Origin of the sequence: Kosmotoga olearia TBF 19.5.1 (assembly GCF_000023325.1) — a bacterium.
Taxonomy (GTDB): domain Bacteria; phylum Thermotogota; class Thermotogae; order Petrotogales; family Kosmotogaceae; genus Kosmotoga; species Kosmotoga olearia.
This window is the reverse complement of record NC_012785.1, coordinates 483,133-506,543: the sequence shown is the minus strand read 5'-3', so window position 1 is coordinate 506,543 and position 23,411 is coordinate 483,133. Positions and strand designations below refer to the sequence as shown.

The 23,411-nt window shown below is 41.2% G+C and carries 21 protein-coding genes; 5 read left to right on the top strand and 16 right to left on the bottom strand.

Annotation, left to right across the window (positions count from 1 at the left end; translation table 11 throughout):
• Positions 1-21 precede the first annotated feature (21 nt).
• The 8 genes from KOLE_RS02420 to KOLE_RS02385 all read right to left on the bottom strand — a co-directional run bounded on the left by KOLE_RS02420 (position 22) and on the right by KOLE_RS02385 (position 9,235).
• Positions 22-396 carry a PilW family protein gene (locus KOLE_RS02420; RefSeq protein WP_041288623.1) on the bottom strand — a complete coding sequence of 125 codons (375 nt, stop codon included), beginning with the start codon at positions 394-396 and terminating at the stop codon, positions 22-24.
• 53 nt (positions 397-449) lie between these two features.
• Complete coding sequence (locus KOLE_RS02415) at positions 450-1,016, bottom strand: type IV pilus modification PilV family protein (RefSeq protein WP_012744982.1); 567 nt, start codon at positions 1,014-1,016, stop codon at positions 450-452.
• A gap of 386 nt (positions 1,017-1,402) precedes the next feature.
• On the bottom strand, positions 1,403-3,553 hold the full coding sequence (locus tag KOLE_RS02410; protein WP_012744981.1) for a DEAD/DEAH box helicase: 2,151 nt from the start codon (positions 3,551-3,553) through the stop codon (positions 1,403-1,405).
• 19 nt (positions 3,554-3,572) lie between these two features.
• Complete coding sequence (locus KOLE_RS02405; protein WP_012744980.1) at positions 3,573-4,787, bottom strand: BREX system ATP-binding domain-containing protein; 1,215 nt, start codon at positions 4,785-4,787, stop codon at positions 3,573-3,575.
• Entirely contained in the window at positions 4,788-5,363 is a 576-nt protein-coding gene (locus KOLE_RS02400; RefSeq protein ID WP_012744979.1) for a hypothetical protein, read from the bottom strand.
• 17 nt (positions 5,364-5,380) lie between these two features.
• Complete coding sequence (locus KOLE_RS11020; protein WP_158303001.1) at positions 5,381-6,940, bottom strand: WD40 repeat domain-containing protein; 1,560 nt, start codon at positions 6,938-6,940, stop codon at positions 5,381-5,383.
• A gap of 631 nt (positions 6,941-7,571) precedes the next feature.
• Positions 7,572-8,375: an ABC transporter permease subunit gene (locus tag KOLE_RS02390; RefSeq protein ID WP_012744977.1), complete on the bottom strand. Its 804-nt coding sequence runs from the start codon at positions 8,373-8,375 to the stop codon at positions 7,572-7,574.
• The gene (locus KOLE_RS02385) at positions 8,372-9,235 is read right to left on the bottom strand and encodes an ABC transporter ATP-binding protein (protein WP_012744976.1); all 864 of its coding nucleotides are present in this window, start codon (positions 9,233-9,235) and stop codon (positions 8,372-8,374) included. The genes KOLE_RS02390 and KOLE_RS02385 overlap by 4 nt, the downstream gene beginning before the upstream one ends.
• Positions 9,236-9,502: 267 nt before the next feature.
• Between KOLE_RS02385 and KOLE_RS02380 the strand changes: the two genes are divergently transcribed.
• From KOLE_RS02380 to KOLE_RS02360, 5 genes are all read left to right on the top strand, one after another.
• The gene (locus KOLE_RS02380; RefSeq protein WP_012744975.1) at positions 9,503-10,561 is read left to right on the top strand and encodes a BMP family ABC transporter substrate-binding protein; all 1,059 of its coding nucleotides are present in this window, start codon (positions 9,503-9,505) and stop codon (positions 10,559-10,561) included.
• A 109-nt stretch (positions 10,562-10,670) separates the two neighbouring features.
• The gene (locus tag KOLE_RS02375) at positions 10,671-12,176 is read left to right on the top strand and encodes an ABC transporter ATP-binding protein (protein WP_041288824.1); all 1,506 of its coding nucleotides are present in this window, start codon (positions 10,671-10,673) and stop codon (positions 12,174-12,176) included.
• A complete protein-coding gene (locus KOLE_RS02370; protein ID WP_012744973.1) occupies positions 12,173-13,285 on the top strand; it encodes an ABC transporter permease in 1,113 nt (370 codons plus the stop codon). Before KOLE_RS02375 ends, KOLE_RS02370 begins: the two co-directional genes overlap by 4 nt.
• Positions 13,282-14,220, top strand: coding sequence for an ABC transporter permease (locus KOLE_RS02365; RefSeq protein ID WP_012744972.1), 939 nt, complete (start codon positions 13,282-13,284; stop codon positions 14,218-14,220). Before KOLE_RS02370 ends, KOLE_RS02365 begins: the two co-directional genes overlap by 4 nt.
• A 418-nt stretch (positions 14,221-14,638) precedes the next feature.
• The gene (locus tag KOLE_RS02360; protein ID WP_041288622.1) at positions 14,639-17,146 is read left to right on the top strand and encodes an alpha-amylase family glycosyl hydrolase; all 2,508 of its coding nucleotides are present in this window, start codon (positions 14,639-14,641) and stop codon (positions 17,144-17,146) included.
• Between the two features lie 62 nt (positions 17,147-17,208).
• On the opposite strand, the gene KOLE_RS02355 is transcribed toward KOLE_RS02360, so the two are convergent.
• From KOLE_RS02355 to cobT, 8 genes are all read right to left on the bottom strand, one after another.
• Entirely contained in the window at positions 17,209-18,324 is a 1,116-nt protein-coding gene (locus tag KOLE_RS02355; protein ID WP_237697548.1) for a nucleotidyltransferase family protein, read from the bottom strand.
• A 28-nt stretch (positions 18,325-18,352) separates the two neighbouring features.
• Entirely contained in the window at positions 18,353-19,570 is a 1,218-nt protein-coding gene (locus tag KOLE_RS02350; protein ID WP_012744969.1) for an MFS transporter, read from the bottom strand.
• A 34-nt stretch (positions 19,571-19,604) separates the two neighbouring features.
• Complete coding sequence (locus tag KOLE_RS02345) at positions 19,605-20,066, bottom strand: nucleotidyltransferase family protein (protein WP_012744968.1); 462 nt, start codon at positions 20,064-20,066, stop codon at positions 19,605-19,607.
• On the bottom strand, positions 20,063-20,497 hold the full coding sequence (locus KOLE_RS02340) for an RrF2 family transcriptional regulator (RefSeq protein WP_012744967.1): 435 nt from the start codon (positions 20,495-20,497) through the stop codon (positions 20,063-20,065). The genes KOLE_RS02345 and KOLE_RS02340 overlap by 4 nt, the downstream gene beginning before the upstream one ends.
• Before the next feature lie 125 nt (positions 20,498-20,622).
• Positions 20,623-21,318, bottom strand: coding sequence for an adenosylcobinamide-GDP ribazoletransferase (locus KOLE_RS02335; protein ID WP_012744966.1), 696 nt, complete (start codon positions 21,316-21,318; stop codon positions 20,623-20,625).
• Positions 21,308-21,907, bottom strand: a complete 600-nt coding sequence (gene cbiR / locus KOLE_RS02330) for a cobamide remodeling phosphodiesterase CbiR (RefSeq protein WP_012744965.1) — start codon at positions 21,905-21,907, stop codon at positions 21,308-21,310. Before cbiR ends, KOLE_RS02335 begins: the two co-directional genes overlap by 11 nt.
• Positions 21,904-22,392, bottom strand: a complete 489-nt coding sequence (gene cobU, locus KOLE_RS02325; protein WP_012744964.1) for a bifunctional adenosylcobinamide kinase/adenosylcobinamide-phosphate guanylyltransferase — start codon at positions 22,390-22,392, stop codon at positions 21,904-21,906. Before cobU ends, cbiR begins: the two co-directional genes overlap by 4 nt.
• Positions 22,389-23,411 (bottom strand): nicotinate-nucleotide--dimethylbenzimidazole phosphoribosyltransferase, encoded by a 1,023-nt coding sequence (cobT, locus tag KOLE_RS02320; protein ID WP_012744963.1) that lies wholly within the window; start codon positions 23,409-23,411, stop codon positions 22,389-22,391. The genes cobU and cobT overlap by 4 nt, the downstream gene beginning before the upstream one ends.

Here is a 23,411-nt window from a genome sequence, read left to right as displayed (position 1 = left end):
CACCCCCGGGCACTTGAGCACCTATCTCCAATCTTTCAATAGTTTAACCGCTATATAGATTTCTGACGCTTTTTCGGTCTCAAGTACCCAAAACTCAATACTGTTTTCAAATCTTTCAACAATGTCTTCTGAAACACCTTCTTCACGAAGTTCATCGAATACACTGTCATCACGACTAAAATTTGTTGATGTGGTATATTCACCTGCTTGATCACTGTCTCTGAAAAACCACAGGGCAAGTGTGCCTTGTTTAAGATCAGTTACAGCCGTTAATTTGGTGTAAGATTTGTTTAGTAACGAATTTGTGGACGTAAAAGATTGAAAAATGCTGACCAAAACCAAAGAAATGACTAAAAGTGTGAGAACCATTTCAATTAAACTAAAACCTCGCTTCATAAACATCACCAACAATCATTGTACAAAATCGTGCCAAAATGTCCTTATAACCTTTATTCCATATTAATGAGAAATACGGTCGAATTATGCGTTACTGTGTTTCCACCACCGGTATCCACAATAATTGTATACTCAATCTTTTGTGTTGCAACACTCGTAAACTTAATGTCTATATTTTCAAACTCTGTTGTGGAGAAAATGATGTTTATACCAGGAGGTTCTAAAGTAGGAACAACATCTGAAGAAAAGTCGGACGTATTGAACAGTTTTTCCCATACCTTGATTCTTCCATCTTTGAAATAAAGCTGCTTGGTTATCTTATAGTTTATCATTGGAATGAATACAGAGTATCTAACAGCCTTATAATCTTCATTTCCTGCTTCCTTTACCAGGGAAATATATCTAATATCAGGACCCGCTTTTGCAAGTTCCATCTGAAGCACATTTTCAGCCGTAAACAATTCACTATAAGCGTCCGTACGCTTTAACAATTGGTTGGTATAACGATTTGATTCGGTGTAAAGGTTTGTCACCGAAACCATTACTATGGTAAAAACCACCAGGCTTATCAATACTTCTACGAGTGTTAAACCAGGCTTGACACCTCTGAGTGCCAGCACTATAAATTCCTCCTCCTCCTTTTTGTCTGCATTCTTCATATAAAATGCTATCATGTGTAAAAAGAGAAAAGTAGATAAAATATGACTCTCTACATGTTTCTAATTTGTTTCGTGTAAATTTTTAGTAACTTGTTTGGTCGAGCGCAACTTCGTCGTAGGTTAATCATCGAAGCTGGCTGAAGATGAAACTACACCTCGAAGGCAGTAAAAGCAAATGAGCGAGGCGGATGTTGGAGGCTGGAGAAAGCTACTTCGCAACAGGTAAGCCCGGCTATGCCGGGGGTGTGCCCAGCTACGCTGGGGGTAAGCCTGACTACGTCAGGGGTAAGCACTCCTTCGGAGTGGGTGAGAATTGCTTCACAGTCGTGTCCACGCGAAGCGCGCTTTCAACTTTCTCCAACAAGATCCGACCTTAGAGCGTCAACTACTCTATCGTCCAGCAAATATTTTGCTAAGGATCTGGCCTGAAGTTCTGGAGGAATGTAACGTTTCAGTGTGTCTCCAAGCTGTAGGTAAAGTGTACTTATTTCCTTGTTGTTTTTCAAAAGGAAAGCGGTTAGCAGGTCCAGAATCTCAGAATCTGGTTTTGAAATTAGTTCTTTCAAGCCAGCAAGTATACGATCGATACTCTTTTCTGATTTTATGTTTATACTTCTCCAATTGATTTTTATTTTTTCTATTCCCAACATTTTAATGAGGTATTTTAAGAGTAAATTGCCCTGGTTTCCGAAGTAAGTGAAGACATCTATTTCGTACATATTGGGGGTGGCCAGCTGAGAGGTGACCAGATATCTATCAGTAGCAACGGTGTTTTTCTCGACGTCCATCAAGTCAAGCAGTTCGCTTTTAATCGTTTCAGAGACATTTACGTTCTTCGGGATTTCTTGCGAAATCAAGGCTTTTCTGATCGCCTGGGCAAAATCAAAATCCATTTTTGATCCAAAACTCATCCATTTGGGGATCTGTGATTCGTTGGTTGGCACAACATCTATTTTTCTTTTGCGGGTGTCAATTTTTTCAACCCGCCAATTTTCTTTTGCCAGGGAGAAAACAGCGTATCCTTCTTTCTGAAAACTTTCCTGGAGCGTTTGCGCAAAGATTGGATGTAAGGTTCCAATCTCAACTCCCTTGTGGTAAACGATGAAATCAACAGTAGTCGGGAAAAGCACGACAAAGTTTTTCTTTTTATATCCGCTTTCCATTATTTCCAGTGTTTCGCTTCCAGGAACAAGATAATTTTCTGAGTTTAGCTCCAGGTAGTGTTTGTTTAAAAGATGGTCTCTTAATAGTTCAAAATCATCTTTTTTGATCTCTTTGAAAGGGCTGGCATTCTTCAACACTTTCAGGTGTTCTATGAGAAGCTTCTGTTTTTCATAGGTCAAAGCTATTATTTGGTGGGCAAACAGTTGTGGGTAATACCAGAGAGGTCTTACCTTTTCAACCTCACCGTCTTGTAGCATCGTAGCTATACCCAGGAATCTTATTAAATCCTCTTCACGGGGAATTAGTATCCATGCTTTTGAGATTTTACTTTTTCTGCCTGATCTCCCTATTCTTTGGAGAAATGACGACGTGGAATATGGAACATTCAAGAAGATGACCGTATCAACGTTACCAACGTCTATCCCTAATTCAAGTGTAGAGGTTGCTATAATCACGCAAGATTTGTCGTTGGCTTTGAAGGCCTTTTCAATGGATTCTCTGATGGTTTTTGATACGGAGCTGTGATGTGGTAAAGCTTCTATTCCACTGTCGAGTAATTTTCGTGTGTAGTGTTCGACCTCTTTGCGGGAATCGGCAAAGATGATGATTTTTTTGTTTTCGCTCAGCAGATTTTTGACAAGGTCGCTTAACTCAATCTCTTCCTCTTTCCTTACATTTATTTCCCTTCTTGAAGCAGAATTTGTCTCTATAACTACGGATTCCCGTTCACTGCAACCGGTTATCCACTGAAGCAGCTTTTCCGGGTTTCCCACCGTAGCCGACATGGCTACCCTCTGGATCTCGTTGCGGCTTATTATCTGAAGACGTTCTATAAGGCTCATCAGTTGCGCGCCACGCGGATTATTTGCAAAGTTATGTACCTCATCAATTACAACAAAGCGTAGATCACTGAAGATCTCCGGCGAGAATTTTTTTGATGTCAGTAACCCTTCCATTGATTCTGGTGTAGTAACCAGAATCTTCGCTTCTTTCAGTGCGTAGATCTTGTCAGATTGTGAAACGTCGCCGTGCCATTTGCCCACGTAAAAATCGAATCTCTCGAATATGCCTTTGAGCCTTTGGGCGATATCGTTTATTAACGCTTTCAAAGGAGCAAAGTATATGCAGATTATTCCTTTTCCTCTATTTTTGCTCATTTTTTGAAGAATAGGGATCATCGCCGCTTCTGTTTTTCCAGAAGCGGTGCCGGCAATAATCAGGACATTCTTACCCGAGATAATTTCGGGAATGGCTTTTTTTTGAATGGCCGTTAAACTTTTCCAGCCCAGGTTGTTGGTAAGAAAGGAGGCTACGCTACTAGAAAGTTTCGGCATCAAACTCACCACTTAAAATTCAGAATATGGAGGAATAACGATCATCGTCAACCTCTACACTTTTAGAAACAGAATTAATTGCGTTAATAATGTCCTTGTTTCCTTCTTTGAAAACGTCTAATAGTTCTGTTAACCATTTTATTACCCTTCTTGGAGCGACTGATACTTCCCCATTTATATTTGTAAATTGTTGGGTGGCGGTACTCTTGATCGTGTTGATTTGCTTTTGGGATAAGGTGATATTGTAGGTTTCTTTATACATTCCAGAGACTTTTTCAACGAGTTTGTTAAGGTCATCAGTGTTCATTGGTTTTAGTTCAACCAATGTGGATTCTTTTGTCTGAACTCCGGATACTTCTTTTTGAATTCTGTCATATAGTGCGGTATATGATTTAATGCCGCGCTCCTGATCGTCGAACCATTCTCGTGTTCCAAGCCAGATACAGTTAATTGCCTTTATTTCTCCACCAGGAAGTTTGTCGAGGAGCTCTCTTAGATGGTTGTAAATTTTGTCTCTAATGTCTTTTCGATTTTGACGTAAATTCTCCAGTTCGTCCATTACTAAGAGAAGTCCTTTGATTCCAAAGGTAAGAAGAAGTTTCATAAAAGCGTCCAGGAAATTCCAGCCGTCATCCTCAAGAAAATGTGTGATGCCGTAATCTCTTAAGGTTCGTTTGGGTACTTTGTCGCCTCTTATAAAAGCTAACAGTTCGTTGTTACTTTTTTCGTTAATATAGTTATAAAGGTATGCGCCGCAAACATCTGCGAAGAAGCCGTCAAATAGCTGATTGCTGCTTTTCAGATAAGCAACGATTTGATCTCTTTCCAGTGTCTCTAGTGAATCTTTATTTTCTTTAAGGAACTGCTCAGCCCAATTGTTCAGGATGAATCTCAATAGATCCCCTTGAAATCCAACCATCCTGAGGTTTTTCATTATAGACCTGAAGAATTCATCCTGTCTGTAGATGCTTTTGTAATCTTTTTCGGTTAGCATCGAATAGACCATACCTTTTTCTGACGCCCTGGTGATTGCGTATTTTGCAAGTGTCGTTTTACCAAACCCGTAATCTCCAAGGAAGATCCTAATTTTGCTTGCCTGGTATGAAATTACATAATCTATGTCGTTTTCTATAATCTCTTTTTCAAAAGTTCTTCCGATAATTAAATGTGCAGCATATTCCTCTGGAACGGAAACACCTGTTCGTATAGCTTCAAACATAGGTCTGTAATCCATTTAATTATCCCCCTCAAACCTTAGAATTACGTACGTCCCCTTTACGCGTGGAGAAGTATAAAGGTCCAGTCCGGAGGCAGCATTTCTTCCGGTTTCAGCCTTCAAACCTGTCAAATAGAAGTAGCGAGTAAAAAATTTTTCTATTTCTTCTGTTTTATCACTTCTCCAGTAATTACACAGGTATTGTACATATTTAATGAATGTTTTTACCTCGATGGATTCCTTGCCTGTTATAAGTTTAATCTGTTTCGCAGCCGTTCTGAACAGAGCCACATAGCCATCAATTTTATTTCCAATGGATTTAAGGTAAACAATCGCAGCGTTTTCTATTTTTTTGACATGTTTTTTAAGAGTTTCAGGAGTAATGCCATGCCCGTATGCTATTAGTTTTATATCCACCGGTACCCGTTCAATATATTTTGAATAAAGAAATTCCATACAACCTCTCATTGATGAAATGGTTGTTTTGGGTGGAAATTCTCCCCCTGCTTCTGCTATTTTCAGGGCAAATTTTAATAGATATTGCCAGTTTCCGGAAAACGCTTCTGTATATTTTTCCCTAAGGCTTTTTTCCATAACATCCCTCCAGGAACTTACATACCGCCTATAATTGTACTTTTTAGTTTCTCACATAGTTCGTCTGAATACTGATTTCCCCAAATTATCATGAGGCCATTTTTCTCAATGAGTTCTATAAGAGGAATTCGATTATATGAGATTCTGGGCAATAACTGAAAGAGTACAAGTTGATTTACTCCAGCTTCCGAAATAGAGTATTCTTTTTTGGGTTCTAAAACCAGAACTTTTCTAAGCTCGGCTTTCTGAAGTTCAGTTAATTCCTGAATTTGATTCATGAAATAGAGTAAGATTTTATCGTCACTTTGTATGGGGGAGTCGTTTTCCTCAAAATACTGTTCTTCTTTTTCAATTTCCAGATTTTGATTTTCGCTTTTATTTTCATAATTTAAAATTCTGTTTTCAGGCTGGGGTTCTTCGCTTACGAGAAATGGCTTTTTTATTTCAAGATAGTTCCCCAGACTCCATAGTTTAAGTGTTTTGTCTCTGGAACCTGTAACAATATATCTTTTATCAGGGCTTATAGCTACCGACAGTATGGGTCCGGAATGGCCGTTTAATATCTTGAGGCAGTTGCCTTCCGTATCCCAGATTCTCACCTTTCCGTTTTCCGATCCGGAGACAATGTACCTACCATCTGGACTTATCGTTACTGATCTTACCCAATCGGTATGTCCCTTAAAGGTTTTAAGGCATTCACCGTTGACATTCCATAACTTTATTGTGTTATCCCAGGAGCCGGATACAATATATTTCCCATTGGGGCTTATAGCTACCGACATTACAGGTCCCGAATGGTCACTTAATATCCCAAAACAATTACCTTTTAGATCCCAGAGCCTTATTTTTCCATCTTCAGATCCGGAGACAATGTACTTACCATCTGGACTTATTGCTACCGATCTTACCCAGTCGATGTGCCCTTCAAAGGTTCTGAGGCACTCGCCGTTAGTATTCCATAACTTTATTGCGTTATCCCAGGAACCGGATACAATATATTTCCCATCGGGGCTTACAGCTAACGATAGTACAGACCCGGAATGACCGCTCAATATCCTGAGGCAGTTACCTTTCAGATTCCAGATCCTTATCTTTCCATTTTCTGATCCGGATACAATATACTTTCCGTCAGGACTTATTGCTACTGTCCTTACCCAGTCGGTGTGCCCTTCAAAGGTTCTAAGGCACTCACCGTTGATATTCCATAACTTTATCGTGTTATCCCAGGAACCGGATACTATGTATTTTCCATCAGGGCTTATCGCTACTGATGATACAGGTCCAGAATGACCCTGGAGAGAAATAAACCTGGGCATTTCATCAGCGTTGGGTGTTACTTTCTTATTAACTAATCCAAAATTGTGAGTGTTTTTGCGCGTACTGTTCGCTTTTTTCTCTTTTAGTGTGCGGAGGCCCCTAAATATGAGTGATACCAAATAGATAAAAAACACTCCACCGATTAGAACCAGGAGAGTTAGCGGATTGTTTTCGACTGGAAAACCTATTGTTTTCAACATCAAAACAGTGCCTGAAAACAGGCACAGAAACGATAGAATCAGTGCAATTGTTGGTTTCATATATTTCACCCTTACCCCGAATTTTTTTTGTTTTCTTGGTTGATACATATAATTGTGAAGAATCACCTAAAACTTGCTTTAAAGATAGGAATGGTAATGACTGACTGCTGATAGTAAAACTATATCACATAATTAATTTCAGGACGAGAGGCGAGAATCCGAGATCCGAGAGAGCAGCTACGCTGCTGAAGTGCTGGACTTCGTCCAGGACGCTCACAAGGTTGACGCCTGCGGAGGCTGACGTTTGCAAGGCTGATTAAAAAATTCAAGATATAGAATCTGATATTCCCTACGAGACAAGGTAATCACGCTAACGCGCTCTTGCTTCAACGTCGTGAGCCTCAGTCTTCGAGCGTCGCTCCATCAGCTGACAGCGTCGCAAGCCTCATGGTCGCAGGCTATTCATACCACATTGGTTCTTTCTATATCAAAAACACGAGAGTCCGAGAAACCGAGACCCGAGATCAGCTATTGTAGGGACACAGCATGCTGTGTCCCGTTTTTTATGTCAGTGACGTAGTTGCTCCTAGCACCATTTGCGTCAGCAAATCCAGGCACCAGTTGCCATCAGGCAACCCCTAGTTTCAATCAGTGGAGCTGATTTCCAGCGTCCGACGCGAAGCGCGTTCTTTCAAATTAGCACATCTTTTCGTTTGAAAAACTCAAGTGCTCCATAAAAGATGAGCAATGCCACCAGTATTATGACGAGTGCGTTTGATACGAATATTTTTTCTTTTACGACAGTGTCTATGAGGGGAAGATAGTGAAAGACACTGATTTTTCCCATCCAGGCCAGATTTTTGTTGACGGATGACAAGGAGTTTCCGAAGTACATGAAAATAAGAATACCCAATGTAAGAGATGTGGTTAAAGATGATTTTTGGGTAGCTAGTGACACAAGAGTTGAAACGGCGGCAAAGAACAACTGGATCGAGAGCACATACAACCCAAAACCAAAGAGAATATGTTCGTTGTATGGTGCAGTATGAACAAGAGTTCTAAAGAGCAGAACGGTTGTTATGGTGAATAGACCGGAGAGTAAGATGACAAAGGTAATTAAGGTAAAACTCTTTTCGAGGAAAATACGACGACGGGATATCGGTTTTACCAGAAGGTACTCTATGGTCTTTTCTTCAAATTCCCTGGAAAAAAGGGCACCAGCCATCATAGCAGCAAAGACGCCGGTTAGTATGTAAACAAAGCTCATTCCTTCAGAACCGAAGATTCCTTCAGGTTTCGAAAACATCGCAACGTCCATGTTGAACATATTCAAAAGAACCTTAGGAATATTTTCAAGCATCTTCAGCATGGGTTCGGATTCCTCGAGCAGCTTATCTGTAAATGGTATGTACAAAAATCCGAAGAGCGAGATTATTATTGTCCATATGAAAAAAGATCTGAATCTGCCCCTAAAATCTTTTTTGAAAACATTCATTTTACTTCCTCCTTGTAGTATTTGAGGAAAATGTTCTCAAGCGTAGGATTCTTTATCTCTATGTCTTCAAATTCGTGTTCTGTAACACGTTTCAGAAAGTCTTTCAATTCTTCTATTTTAACGTGGAATGTGATTCCATTCCTATTTATCTTCCCTTCGTAACCATGAATGGTTCCGGAGAATCCGCGAATTTCCACAACCTTGTATGTTAACTCTTTCAGCGTATTCACGTCACCTTCTTTTATCATTTTGCCTTCTTTTATCATTCCAAATCTTTGGCATACTTTTTCAACCTCTGAAAGCACGTGCGAGGAAAAAAGAACGACCGCTCCGGTTCTTCTGTGGTCTTCGAGCAAACTGTAGAATTTCTGCTGGATTAACGGATCCAGGCCGTTCGTTGGTTCATCGAGTACGAGATAGTGTGGTTTGTGAACGAATGCCTGAAGTATGGCGACCTTCTTTTTGTTTCCCAACGATAATTCTTTGAACCTTTTGTTTGTATCGATCCCAAGAAGGTCCACAATATACCTTTCGTAATCTATATCCACGTTCTTATAGAAATTTCTGTTGAGTTCCAGGAAATCTTTTACCCTCATGTCACCGTAGAAATTCACCTCGCCCGGTATGTAACCGATCGCTGCTTTCACTTTGTTTATTTGCTTCGGGATTCTGAAGCCACCGATATACGCTTCGCCACTGTCTTCATTGAGAAGACCGGTGAGGATGCGTATTGTGGTTGACTTTCCAGCGCCGTTTGGGCCGATCAACCCATAAGTCTCACCATCGTTAATCATAAATGAAACGTTCTCAATGCCACGGTTTTTACCGTAGTATTTCTTTAAGCCTTTAACCTCAATCATGATTTCACTGCCCTTCATACATATTTAGACTACATGGTTTGAAGACAACCAGCTTGATACTAGCATATCTCTTGTTTGATGCAATGCCAAAATAAAGGGTGAATATTCCAGAATATCTTAAAATAACAGGTGATGATTCCTCTCACTTATTAAAAGTGGCGATTAGACGAAAAAATCTATGAATTGCTTATTTGGTTGAATCAGCTATGAATCGGTATAATATCAACAACCCGCGTATTTTTATACTTCTAAGAAGGGGGGATTTTTGTGAAGAAATTTCTTGTATTTGCGCTTCTTATACTCGTGATTGCTGGTCTTGCCTTTAGTGCCAAACTAAAGGTTGCTTTTATTTATGTTGGGCCTATTGGTGATGCAGGTTGGACTTATGCTCACGAGCAGGGAAGGCAGTACATCGAAAAAGTATTTGGCAATCAAATTTTTACGAGTTTCATTGAAAGTGTGCCAGAAGGTGCTGAATCAGAAAGTGTTTTGAGAAACTTCGCAGCAAGAGGGTACGATATAATCTTCGCTACCAGCTTTGGTTACATGGATCCGGTTATCAAGATAAGCAAAATGTTCCCGAAAACAGTTTTCATGCATTGTTCTGGTTACAAAACAGCTCCAAACGTTGCGACATATTTTGGTAGAATGTACGAACCAAGATTCCTTACTGGTTTGATTGCAGGAATCATGACAAAGTCCAACATCATAGGTTATGTTGCAGCCCACCCGATACCTGAAGTCATCAGAGGAATAAACGCTTTTGCCCTTGGTGTTAAATACGTCAATCCAGAAGCGAAGGTTCATGTTGTATGGTCTAATACATGGTACGACCCGGCAACTGAAAAAGAAGCTGCTATTTCCTTGCTTGACATTGGTGCGGATGTCATAGCACAACATCAGGATTCTCCTGCTCCTCAACAGGCAGCACAGTCTTATGGCGCTTACTCCATTGGTTACAACAGCGATATGGAAGCTTTTGCTCCAAAAGCGTATCTCGGTGCACCCGTCTGGAACTGGGGTCCTTATTATGAAAAGGTTGTCAGAGATGTTATGAATGGAACATGGAAATCAGAGCAGTACTGGGGCGGTATGGCAGACGGTGTAGTTGACATTGTTGTAAGCGACCTCGTTCCGGAGAGCGTGAAGAACCTTGTTTCTGTTTTCAAGGAGGCAATCATCGAAGGGAAATTCCATCCGTTTACCGGACCAATTTACGATCAAGAAGGAAACCTCAGGGTTCCCGCCGGGGAAGTCTTGAGCGATGGAGAACTTCTTGAAATGGATTGGTTTGTAGATAATGTTGTTGGTACAATTCCAAGATAATCTTTTTTATGCTTTTCAGTGGGGCCTCACGGCCCCATTAATTTACCCTTTCTAAGATCTTTTACACTGGAGTGATGCTAACGTGGAAGAAAAACGGACAGTTTTGGAAATGAAACATATTACCAAATCTTTTCCTGGTGTTTTGGCCAATGACAATGTATCCATAGACCTTAAGGAAGGAGAAGTTCTTGCACTTCTTGGAGAAAATGGAGCCGGGAAAACAACGTTGATGAACATTCTTTTTGGTATATATCGCGCCGATTACGGCGAGATTTTTATCAACGGCAGGAAGGTTCATATCGCTTCACCACACGATGCCCTTAAAAGCGGAATAGGTATGGTTCAGCAACATTTTACACTGGTTCCTTCTTTTAGTACTTCAGAAAATATCGTTCTTGGTTTGAAAGAACTTGGTTTTATCGTGAAAACCAGAGATGTTGAGGCAAAGATCGAACAATTGGGAAAACACTACGGGCTTGCGGTCAATCCAAAAGCAAAAGTATGGACGCTTTCCGTTGGCGAAAGGCAGAGAGTTGAAATTCTAAAGCTTTTATATACGGGCGCGAAGATATTGATCCTTGATGAACCTACCGCTGTTCTGACCCCACAAGAGGCTGAGGCCCTTTTTAGGGCTGTTAGGAAGATGACGGCGGAGGGCACTTCAGTTATTTTTATCAGCCATAAACTCGATGAGGTAATGGAAATAAGTGATCGTATAACGGTATTGAAGCAAGGTAAGGTAGTTGGGACAGTGAATAAAGAGGATATAGATAAGAAAGGCCTTGCAAAGATGATGGTTGGAAGAGATGTGATTCTCGATATAGAGAAACCGGATGTTGAAATTGGTGAAACGGTTCTGAAGATAGAGAACCTCAAGGTTCGCAATGATAAGAATCTCTTTGCCATTAATAATCTGAGTCTTGAATTAAAAGCCGGTGAAATCCTTGGAATTGCCGGCGTTGCTGGTAACGGTCAGAGGGAATTGGCTGAAAGTTTATATGGTCTTAGAAAAGTAGAATCAGGGAAGATCATTCTCAAAGGTAAGGATATTACTCACACCAGCGTTTCCAGAAGAATTAAAGAAGGTATTTCTTATGTTCCCCAGGATAGGAAAGGAATGGCTACCTGTCCGAACCTTTCCGTTGCTGAGAATTTGTTCCTTAAAAACTATATAACACATTATGTTCCTATGTCTCCTTACTATCTCAACAAACGATTAATAACTCAGACTGCGGAAAAACTAATAGACGAGTATTCCATTTCTACCCCATCCCCAAAAACCCCGGTAAAACTTTTATCGGGTGGGAACATCCAGAAAGTTGTTCTGGCAAGAGAGCTGTCAACAACTCCATCGGTAATAATAGCTGCCCATCCTACGCGAGGATTGGACATTGGAGCTATGGAATTTGTTTACAGGACTTTGCTCCAGCAAAAAGCAAAGGGAGCAGCAGTACTACTCCTTGCGGGTGAGTTGTACGAAATCTTCAGGTTATCTGATAGAGTCGCTGTTATCTATGAAGGTCAAATCATGGGTTATACACCTCCTGATCCAGCATATATTGAGGAGATTGGACTCATGATGGGTGGAACCAAGAGAATGGGGGATGCAGTATGAGGCTTAGGATAGAAAAAAGAGCAAACATTCCTGCGTACATGAATCTTCTCGTTCCCGTGGTTTCCATAGCTTTTTCGTTGCTGGTAATGGGCATTATTCTCGTAATCTTCTTTCAGGGGAGAGGCCAGACATGGGGCGAAGCTTTCAGAGAGACCCTGTCTGCGTATAAAGAGATGTTCTCCTGGCCCTTCGGGAATATATATGGGCTGTATCAGACACTGGTTAAGATGATTCCATTGGCATTTGTAGGTCTTGGGCTTTCATTTGCTTATAGAATGAAGATCTGGAATATAGGTGGTGAAGGACAGCTCTACATGGGAGCTTTTGCAGCAACCTGGGGAGCGCTTTACCTTTTTAATGGTATTGAATCAAAACCTTTAATGATATTCCTGTTGTTGGTGATGGGTGCCATATTTGGTGGTCTATGGGGTGCCATTCCAGCTTTTATGAAAGCCTTTGCCAAAACAGATGAAATCGTTGTAACTTTGATGTTGAACTATGTTGCAATATTCTGGGTGGATTATCTTGTGTATGGCCCGTGGAAAGATCCAAAGGGTTATAACTTCCCTATAACTGCAGAATTCCCGGAATCTGCAAGGTTGCCAGCTCTTTTCAATGGAGAGGTACATATCGGGATCATATTCGTTATAATTCTTGCTTTCATCCTGCAGTATGTGTACTCCAGAACCAAGTGGGGATTCAATTCAAGGATAGTAGGAGATAATCCCATGGCAGCAAAGTATTCAGGAATAGACGTTAAAACTTACACAATTGTCTCGCTGATAATCAGCGGGATGATAGCCGGTATGGGAGGAGCAGTACAGATGATGGGAATTCAACATAGGCTTCAGCACGGTTTTTCCCCCGGATATGGTTACACAGCGATAATCATTGCCTGGCTTGCCAAACTCAACCCGATTGGCGTTCTGGTAGCGGCATTCTTGTTTGGTGGGCTTTTGGTCGGGAATGAGCAGCTTCAGATGTTCTTTGGATTACCCCTATCACTTGTTTATATATTCCAGGGTCTTGTCCTGTTCTCGTTGCTTGGCGGTGAATCTATATTCCGGTATCGAATAAGATTTGTGAAGGAAGAGGAAGTGAGATCATGAACGAAATGAATTCGATCTTTATAACAACGCTTCAAGCTACGGTAAGAGCCGGAACACCATTGTTATTTGCTGTTTTAGGAGATATATTCACAGAACGTTCCGGGGTTATGAACCTGGGGCTTGAAGGCATGATGTTGGTAGGAGCAATAAGTGGATTTGTGGTTTCATACCATACGAACAATTTGCTTCTCGCCGTTTTGGCGGCGATGATCGCTGGTGCTGTTCTTGGTTTAGTACACGCCTTCTTCACGATAACCCTGAGGATAAACCAGGTTGTTAGTGGGCTTGCAATAACGATGCTTGGCACAGGGATTAGCGGTCTCTGGGGAAAGAATTACATTGGTGTTGTTGCAAAGCAGTTTCAGGTAATCGAGCTTCCTGTTCTTTCAAAGATTCCTTATATTGGCGATATATTGTTTTCTCATGATCTGCTGGTTTATGTGAGTTATATACTCGTTCCCATCATGTGGTTCTATATATACAAAACTAAACCGGGAATGATTCTTAGAGCTGTTGGGGAAGCCCCGGATGCCGCTGATGCCAGGGGTATAAACGTTTTCGCTATTCGTTATCTTTACACTATCTTTGGTGCTTCTATAACAGCAATTGGTGGAGCTTATCTTTCTCTTGCATATACTTCCATGTGGATAGAAAACATGACTGCTGGTCGTGGATGGATTGCGATAGCGCTCGTGTTATTTGCAACCTGGGATCCTGCAAAAGCTTTGCTCGGAGCTTATCTCTTTGGTGGAGTGACTGCGCTTGGCTTGAGGATGCAGGCTCTCGGAACAACGATATCTTCCCATATTCTCATGATGTTCCCATATCTTTTGACCGTTGCTGTGCTTGTATTTACTTCCACAGAGAAGATGAAGGTCAAAGTTGGGGCGCCTGCTGCGCTGGGTGTTCCATATTCGAGAGAAGAAAAGAGCTGATTTATCATTTTTAAAGAATGAGAAAGTGCAAGCTTTTAAGAGCTTGCACTTTTTGTTGCTTATTTATTCTATCTAGAAAACTAGCTCCTGCCAACTGTCAACTGTCAACTAACAACCGGAAATTAAGAATCTTTGACAGTTATAGACCGGCAGCGGTAGTTTTAATGTATTTTTTGGGTTAGAATCGTGGTGGGAAAACGTAGAATCCGAGAATTCGAGAACCTGAGCGATTGGCTACGCCAGTGTAGGGAACTCATTCTGAGTTGCCACGAACTCCTCCGGAGTTGATTACAAACTAACACATAGACCCTAAACCCTAGAACCGGTTTTCTATAGTCTCGGCTCTCGGTTTCTCGGATTCTCGATGTTTTTCGTGCAACCGACAACCAACAACGATTTCTTAAAGAGGGGTGATAGTGTGAGAAGGCTAATTTTGTTATTTCTTTTGCTGCTGGTATGTGTTTTAGCTCTGGCAGTTCCTTCTCCGAAGTGGGAAGACCAGATAATTTATTTCGTTATGATTGATCGTTTTGCAAATGGAGACCCAACCAACGACAATTTTGGCATGGGGGAATATGGAAAGGACAATGCGCGTTACAACGGGGGAGATCTTGCCGGGTTGATCGAAAAGCTCGATTACATTAAAGAGCTTGGTGCAACTGCCATATGGATCACACCTCCCATTGCCAACCAGTGGTGGAATCCGTGGGTAAATTATGGTGGATATCACGGTTACTGGGCAAGGGACTTCAAGAAGATTGATGAGCATTTCGGAGACCTGGAACTTTATAAGAAGTTTGTTGAAGAGGCTCATAAGAGAGGTTTGTACGTGATTCAAGATATTGTTGCCAATCATGTTGGAGATTATTTCAAGTTCGTTGGTGGAAAGTTTTACAAAAACACTGAAAGTGTTCCCACTTCTGCCCCAGAACAGTATCCGTTTTCGTTAAACGATTATCTGAAAGATAAGGATAAGAACATTTATCACTGGACACCGGATATTACGAATTACAGTGATCCCAACCAGAAGCTAAATTATCAGATGGCAGGACTGGATGATCTCAACACGGAAAATCCGGTGGTTATTGAAGCCTTAAAGGATAGCTATACTTACTGGATAAAAGAAGCGGGAGTAGATGGTTTTAGAATTGACACCGTCATTTACGTTCCTCACGAGTTCTGGAAGGAATTTTTGAATGGTAAAAACGGTGTTTATGAGACTGCGAAAGCTCTCGGAAAGGAAGATTTTATAACTTTTGGCGAGGCCTGGATAAGGTCTGATCCATACGATGATTCAGGTGAAAAGATTCTGGAGAGCTATTTCGAAGACGGTATGAGTGCCATGCTCGACTTCCCGTTGAACATAGAGATAAGGCGCGTTTTTAAGGAAGGAAAGGCTACGGCGAACCTCCGTTACCGTTTAGAGCGCCGCGAACAATTCGAACATCCTGAGAGGCTGGTAACGTTCATAGACAATCACGATATGGAACGATTCTTAAAGGGTGCAGGATTGGCTACCGTAAAACAGGCTCTTGCATTTCTCTTTACCGTTCCGGGTATACCGGTGATTTATTACGGAACGGAACAGGGATTTGTAGAAACGAGAGCGGCTATGTTCAAGGAAGGGTATGCCTCAGGTGGTGTGGATCATTACGATACTTCCTTTGAAATGTACCAGTTCATTCGTGAATTGACGGAGTTTAGAAAGAGTAATCCTGTATTTCGTCATGGTCACATAGAGGTTCTCAAAGATGATCCAAATGGCCCCGGCATCTTCGCTTTTAAGATAAGCGATGAAGAGGTTACAGCATTTGTCATGCTGAATACTTCGAACGAAAGAAGGATAATAACCAACCTGAAAACGGGGTTAGAACCTGGAACGGTTATAGAACCGCTTTACACCCTCAATACGTTGAAGAAAAAATATAGTGCCGACAAAGATGGAGAGTTGAATCTCGTATTAAATCCGCGCTCCGTTTACGTTGGTATAGCGACAACACAAAAGAAAAAAGTGAAGATGCCAACAGTAGAAATTTATCCAAATCTCAAACAGGGACAGAAAATAACCGGTAACTTTGTAATCACCGGTACTGCAAAGAATGCAAAGAGCGTCAAGATAATCTTTGATACCAGAATAGACGCAAGCGTTTCTGTTGATGTAATCGACGGAAAATGGTCGTATGAATGGGACATCTCTAAATTCGACCCGGGGATTCACACCATAGTTTTCAAGGTTTACGGTCAAAAACGGACAGATACTACTTACTCTGAAGATTATCAGGTAATCCTAGATATACCGGAAAAACTCCTGGCACAGGTGGAAGATCCTGAAGGCGATGACCATGGACCCTTTGGAAAATATCTTTACCCCACCGATGTTACGTTCAAGAGACAGATGGACCTGCTGGGAGTTACGATAAAGCAGATCGGCGCAAGCCTTGTTATAACCATGAAGATAAAAGATTTGACAACGTCCTGGAGCCCGCAAAATGGCTTTGACCATGTAACATTCCAGATCTACATAGATGACCCAAGTAAAACGGGTGCAAAAGATTTGCCGTTCCAGAATGCGAAAATGCCAGATGGGCTTGATTGGGATTATTTCATATTTGCCAACGGTTGGTCGATTGTCGCTTATTCTTCAGAAGGAAGCGGATCACAAGCGTTCGGTACTCCTATATCTCCAACACCTCAGGTTAAAACAAACAAGATGACCAGAGAGGTAACGCTGATAATCCCGAGTGAGGTTCTTGGAAGGCCGGATAGCTTTGATGGATTCAAATTTTATATCACCACATGGGATTTTGATGGGATTGAGGCACGTTACCGTGATCTGTATCCTAAACCAAAAGCCTTCCATTTTGGTGGCGGCGAGAAGACAGATCCATATATCATGGATGATGTGCTGATAGATCTTGGAAAATAGCAAAGACAAAGGTGGAGCGTTCGCTCCACCTCTTTTATTTGTTGTATCGTAAAATAGTTTTCTTATGCTTCTTTCATTTCTATTCCGAGCGTACGGACGTCCTTTACGGATTTACTGAGATGGCTTTCGGAGATTTCTCCACTTTCGCCATCAGAATGGACAAAATATTCTGGAGTAACCAGTATTCTGGAAAGAGAGGTACCGGGTTTCAAATAACAATAGTCCATCACAAAAGCGTTGGCAATGTGGCTGTCTTTACTAATATAACAGTTTGCTCCTATGATTGCGGGCCCAGTGATAGTAACGCCTTTCTCCAATATTGTACTGCTTCCTATATAGACAGGCGGTTTTATTTCAACCCCTTGAGATATTACCGCCCCTGTACCAACCCAGACACCCGGATAAATCTCCTTCCCACCAGGATAGAAGTTTTTAATCTCTCCAGAGAGAGCTTTTTCAAGGATAACCAGATAATCTTTGTTCCGGCCTATGTCGAACCAATTGAAATCCATAGAATAGGCGTAAATGGGTTTGCCCTCGCTGACGAGCTTCGGGAAGAGCTGGCTCCCGATATCGTAGAATTCACCTGAAGGTATGTGTTCAAATATTTCAGGCTCGAAAATGTAAATGCCGGTATTGGCTATGTTCGATTTTGCTTCTTCCGGGGAGGGTTTTTCCTGAAAACTCAACACTTTCCCTTTTTCATCTGTAACCACGATACCGTAATTTGACACCTGGTCCTTGCTGACTTCTTTTGTTATGATCGTAGCTAATGCTCCTTTTGATTTATGGAAATTATAGGCCTCGGTGATGTCCAAATCAACAATTGCGTCGCCGCATAGTACGATAAAAGTCTCGTCAAAAAAGTTATAGCGTTCCTGGATAAGTTTCATCCCACCGGCAGAACCAATAGGTTCAGTTTCAAGGGTTCCATCTGGCAAAAGCTTTCCCTCGAAGGAGTAGCCAATGTTTACCCCGTATTTTGAGCCGTTTCTAAGGTAGTCCTGAATGAGCCAGCCAAGATGTGAGATGTTTATCATTATCTCTGTAACATCGTGGTTTTTTAGAAGCTCGATTAGAAACTCGATTGTAGGTTTGGTTACGATTGGTATCATGGGCTTTGGAATTTTGTTTGTTAAAGGTCTTACCCTTGTTCCTTTTCCGGCGGCGAGAATCATTGCTTTCACTTTTTATCCCTCCTGATGGTCATTTTTCTTCACGCAGACGGATCAGCAAATAGAATATGGACATCACGAACCCACAGACAACCAATGCACCACCGATGGTAATTTTGTCAGCAAGAAACCCTATTGTTGGTGCTAGAACAGCTGTTAAAAGAGTTTTCAACTGTGATTCTGCGGACAATCCCGATGCCATGGTTTTATGGGATATCTTTTCGCTGATATAAGCTACGTTCAGGGGCCTTCGTATGTTTTCAATAACAAATAGTATCAGGAAAAAGATCACCGCGCCAATCTGGAAATTGAGGCGCTGAGAGACACCGGAGAGTATTATTAAAACCGCTCCCAACAGATAAGTGATATTGATAGCTTTTTCCTTATTTCCGATCTTTTTAGCTACTTTCGATGCATTCTTCGAAGCATAGCTTGTTGCCAGATAGATAAAGAAATATACAATGCCGACGACTACCGCTGTTCTTTCATTATTACTGAACGCTAGCATTACAGGCAGGGAAAGTGCCAGAGATTTTAAAACCGGTTGCAGGTACTCTTTAACGGTTTTGAAAAATGCATCGAAGATAGAAGAGTTCATGATACCTTTTAGAGAATCTTTGTTCTTGAATATACCAAAAAACTCTTTGAAGGTCTCCTGTTTTCCGGTCTTTTTGATCTCTCCATCAAGTTCCTTCGGATACGTTGCGAGGTTTATGAGATTGAAGATATATGGTAACGTTGCAGCGAGAAAGACTACCTTGTAATTGCCGCTGTAAAAGACTATGGCCGCAGCGATGAGTGAGTTTATAGCTGAGCCAAGTTGTGAAGCGGCACGGGTTGAACCATAATACTCTACCCTTTTGTCGAGTATTTTATTCATGCGAAGGTACTCGAGGATCATGGCCTTGTGTGTTCCGGTCCTGAAAGCTTCACCAAAGGCAAAGAGAACCATTGCTAGAGCATAAATATAGAAATTCGGGAAGAAATAGAAAATTATGAAAGAAATGATATAAGATGTCATAGAAAAAAGCATGGAGATTCGTCTGCCGTATATATCCGCAACGAGTCCCGTAGGTAGTTCGAGAAGATTGGTAGCAATTTCTCTTATCGAGAAGAGCATTCCTATCTGTAAAAATGAAAGCCCCATTTCACGAAAGAAGAGAATTAGAAATGGTTCGAAAAACCGTAAGTTTTTTAAGAAGCCATAAGCTGCAAACTTGTAAAACTGCCTATCTTTCGTAAACGCCAATGGTGTTTCCTCCTTATCCTTTCAGATCACACAGTTACGATTCGTTGTTTAAAACCTCTTTGACTTTCTCGAGGTCTGAATCGCTTAGTTTAAGAGATCTTTTGTAATCATTAAGAAAAGAGATAATTTCCTCTTTCTTTTCGATACCGTAATCCTTCCACATAACTGCAAGGGTTTTTGACGATAGAGTTGTTTGCTCTGCGAGGATTCTTATTGTATCCGGTATCTTTGCCCTGATTTCTTCCAGCTTCCTGATCTTTCCGGTTTCGATGAATTCCCTTGATTTTTCCACAATTGCTTTCCCGATCCCCTTGATTTTTGAGAGTTCCTGAACATCTTTCAAATCAAGCTCTCTCTTATCCAGAGAACCGATTACGTTGGCTGCAAAGTGATAGGTCCTTATTTTGAAGGGATTCTCCTTAAGGACTTCTAGAAGCCTTGCCAGCAACTGAAATTGTTTTGCAAGCTGATATTTGTTCACACTCTTAGACTTCATTGATGAAATTCCCCTTCCAGGAACTTGATCTTTTCCTTGAAATTATTATTGATTATATTGGCGATGGATACATTTGAAAAGGTGTACCCTATGATATGGTTTGTCAATTCCCAGAAATCCTTCACGTAGCATTCTTTGTGAAATTTGCAGCTGGTATCACAGTCGATGAGCCTTTCTTCAACGTCTGGTATAGCCTCGAATATCTTTGTTATGGTTATATCTTCGGGATTCTTTGCAAGAGCGTATCCACCTTTTCGACCGCGAATAGCTCGAACCAATCCAGCTTTCTTGAGATAGTAGAGAATTTTCAATGTAAAACCGTGATCGAGATTTTCGGATAGAGAGATTTCTTTTGAGTTCAAGGCTCTATTCTCGATGGACAGCTTAACCAATATCCTCAGAGCATACCTAACGGTCTTTTGGATCAACATTATCCCCCCCTATCATCAACATTATTGCCCCCCTATCTTGATTATATATCAGAGGTGGATAGGCGAAAATATGGAATCGAGAATATTTTTGTGGAAGATTAACTATCGACTATAGGGAGTACGTATTAAATTAGCGAAAGTGCTACCATGATTGAAAGCTGGGAAAACATGCAAGTTGCCCCTAGCACATCGCCGGTATACCCTTCGATTTTTCTATTTGTAATGAAATGCATAGAGCTTCCCAGCAATAGCGCGATAGATAACGAAATGATGTAGTTTAGAGGAAAGTATACAAGAGGAATGGTAAAAACAAGGCTTATAAGGGTATGCTTTTTTTCATAGGGATGTAATAACTTTCCAAGCCCCGTGTTTTTTGCTGGTTTTCCGAAGTGCAAAAGAATATTCATGGAGAATCTTCCGAGAACTGCCACATAAATGAGATCAATTGGATCTACATGCAAAAAAGCGTAAAGATAAGCCACTATATACAATGCGGCATAGAAAAAAGCGAAGGGGCCGATATCTCCTTTTGACATTATTTCAAAACGCCGCTCCTTCGTTCCCTGATAGAAGAACCCGTCTAGCGTATCTAAGAGACCATCAAAGTGAAATAGATCAAAAAGGTAAAATCCAAGTGCAACTGATAACAGCGTCCATAAAAAGTTTTCGCTTATAAGCTTCATAGAAAAATAGAATACGCCGGCCAGATATCCTACGAATGTGAAATACGCACAGATTTTTTTTAGGTTCCCTTTATTTTGTTTTAGAGGGACTGGTACTCTGCTCAGGAATGCTATTGCAAGTTTCATGTCATTCCACAAAGGTATCACTCCATACTTTGAGAGAGTTTTTCAAATCTTCAAGATCGAAAACCTCAAAGTTTATAAGAACATTTTCGGTAATAAGATCTCCCATGAAGCCTTTGATGAACGCTGCCGTTTCGCGATCGAGTGGGAGATGGTCTCTTCCATCGATTACTCCCATTGCGTGTATTTCTACAATCGCTTCCTTCAGATGAGCAGGGAATTTTTTCCCAAGAAAATGGTGCCCGACATCAAAAACCATTCTATTATGAGGTTCAATGAGTTCTTTGAGGTTTTCCAGGGCGACTTTTTCTCCCAATGTTCTTCTCCACCCTTTGATAGGGTGGAGAACATAGTTTATGACAGGGAACCGTGCCTCTTCAAAAAAATTGTAGGCGCGTATCACGTTGTCCAGCCGATCCATCGGGAGATGAACTGTATAAGACAAATCAAGCTGTAAGAGTTTATCCATTTCATTAAAAAGAAGTGTCTTTGTGTCTTCATCCCACGTATAAACCAACAGCTCCACGAAGTCTACGAGCCCTTCGAGGAGTAAAGCGTTTTCGTAATAAGTTCCGGGAATTACCCATGATGTGGAACCTATCATTTTATCTTTACACCTATCCCTGTAACTACAAAGTAAACCTCATCTGCTATCTGCGCGATTCTTGCGTTTAGCCTTCCGAGCGCTTCCACAAAAGTCCGGGTGATCGGGTTTTCCGGTATCACCCCCATGCCTATTTCATTGCTTACGATTATCTCATTTCCATTGATACTGCCGATAAACTTTTCAACCATCTCATCGATATTTCGACCGTAGTGAAAAAGATTCCCCAACCACGTTGTCATACATTCCACCACAACAACGTCGTAATCCCCTGTTTTTTTCAGGATCTCGTGTATATCCAGCGGTTCTTCGTATGTAACGAACAGGTTCCCCCGCTCTTCTTTGTGTTTTGCTATACGCGAACTCATTTCCTCATCTATGGCTTCAGCTGTTGCGATAAATGCCCTTTTTTCTCCTTTTTTTAACGCCAGTTCCAGTGCAAGGCGGCTTTTTCCTGAGCGTTCTCCTCCTGTAATTAAGATCATTTTTCTTTCCCCTTTGAAACGTTCGCATCATCAAAGGTTGCCATTTCATTGATCATCTTAATGGCTGCTTCTATGATCGAGAAAGAAAGCACAGCCCCTGTTCCTTCACCGAGACGCATATCAAGATCCAGGATAGGGCGTAGATTGAGAGCATCGAGCAATACTCTATGGCCCTTAACCTTTGAACAATGCCCGGCAAACATACAGTCAAGGACTTCAGGATTCAATTGCGCTGCAATGAGGGCAGCCGCTGTGGTTGGGAACCCATCTATAACTACAGGAATATTTAATTGTGCGCACTCGAGTATAAATCCCGCCATTTCTCCCAGACAATAGCTGCCTACTTTCGATAAGACATCAATGGGATCCATAAATGGTTCGTGAATTGAAATAGCTTGTCTTACCACTGCCTCTTTCTTCTCCAATTGTTGCCCGGTTATAACCGTTCCAATGTCTATCAGTTCTGAAAGGTTATGTCCCAATGCTATGGCAATAGTGGTTGCGGTTGTTGTGTTTCCTATTCCCATATCTCCCACTGCAACGAGTTCAAATCCTTTCTCTTTTGCGAAGCGTGCTATTTCTTTTCCATATTCTATCGATTTTTCTGCTTCTTCCCTGGTCATCGCAGGTTCTTTAGAAAAATTTTTGGTGCCTTTTCCAACTTTCTTATTCAAAAGCCTTTCATGTGCAGGAAAATCATAATCAACCCCTGCGTCAATAACATAAACTTCACTTCCAACATGCCGCGAAAAAACATTTATCGCTGCTCCACCATTCAGGAAGTTCAACACCATCTGTGCCGTTACTTCTTTTGGATATGCGGATACTCCTTCTTCAGTAACACCGTGGTCTCCTGCGAAGACAAAAACCGCTTTTTTCTCCGGTAGGTTTGGAAGGACTTTTCCCTGTATTTTTCCCATCTTTAATGCTATATCCTCGAGGAAGCCAAGGCTTCCTTTCGGTTTTGTCAGGCTATTCAGTCTTTCTTTTATTTTGTTTTCAAGATCTTTTTTTGCCAT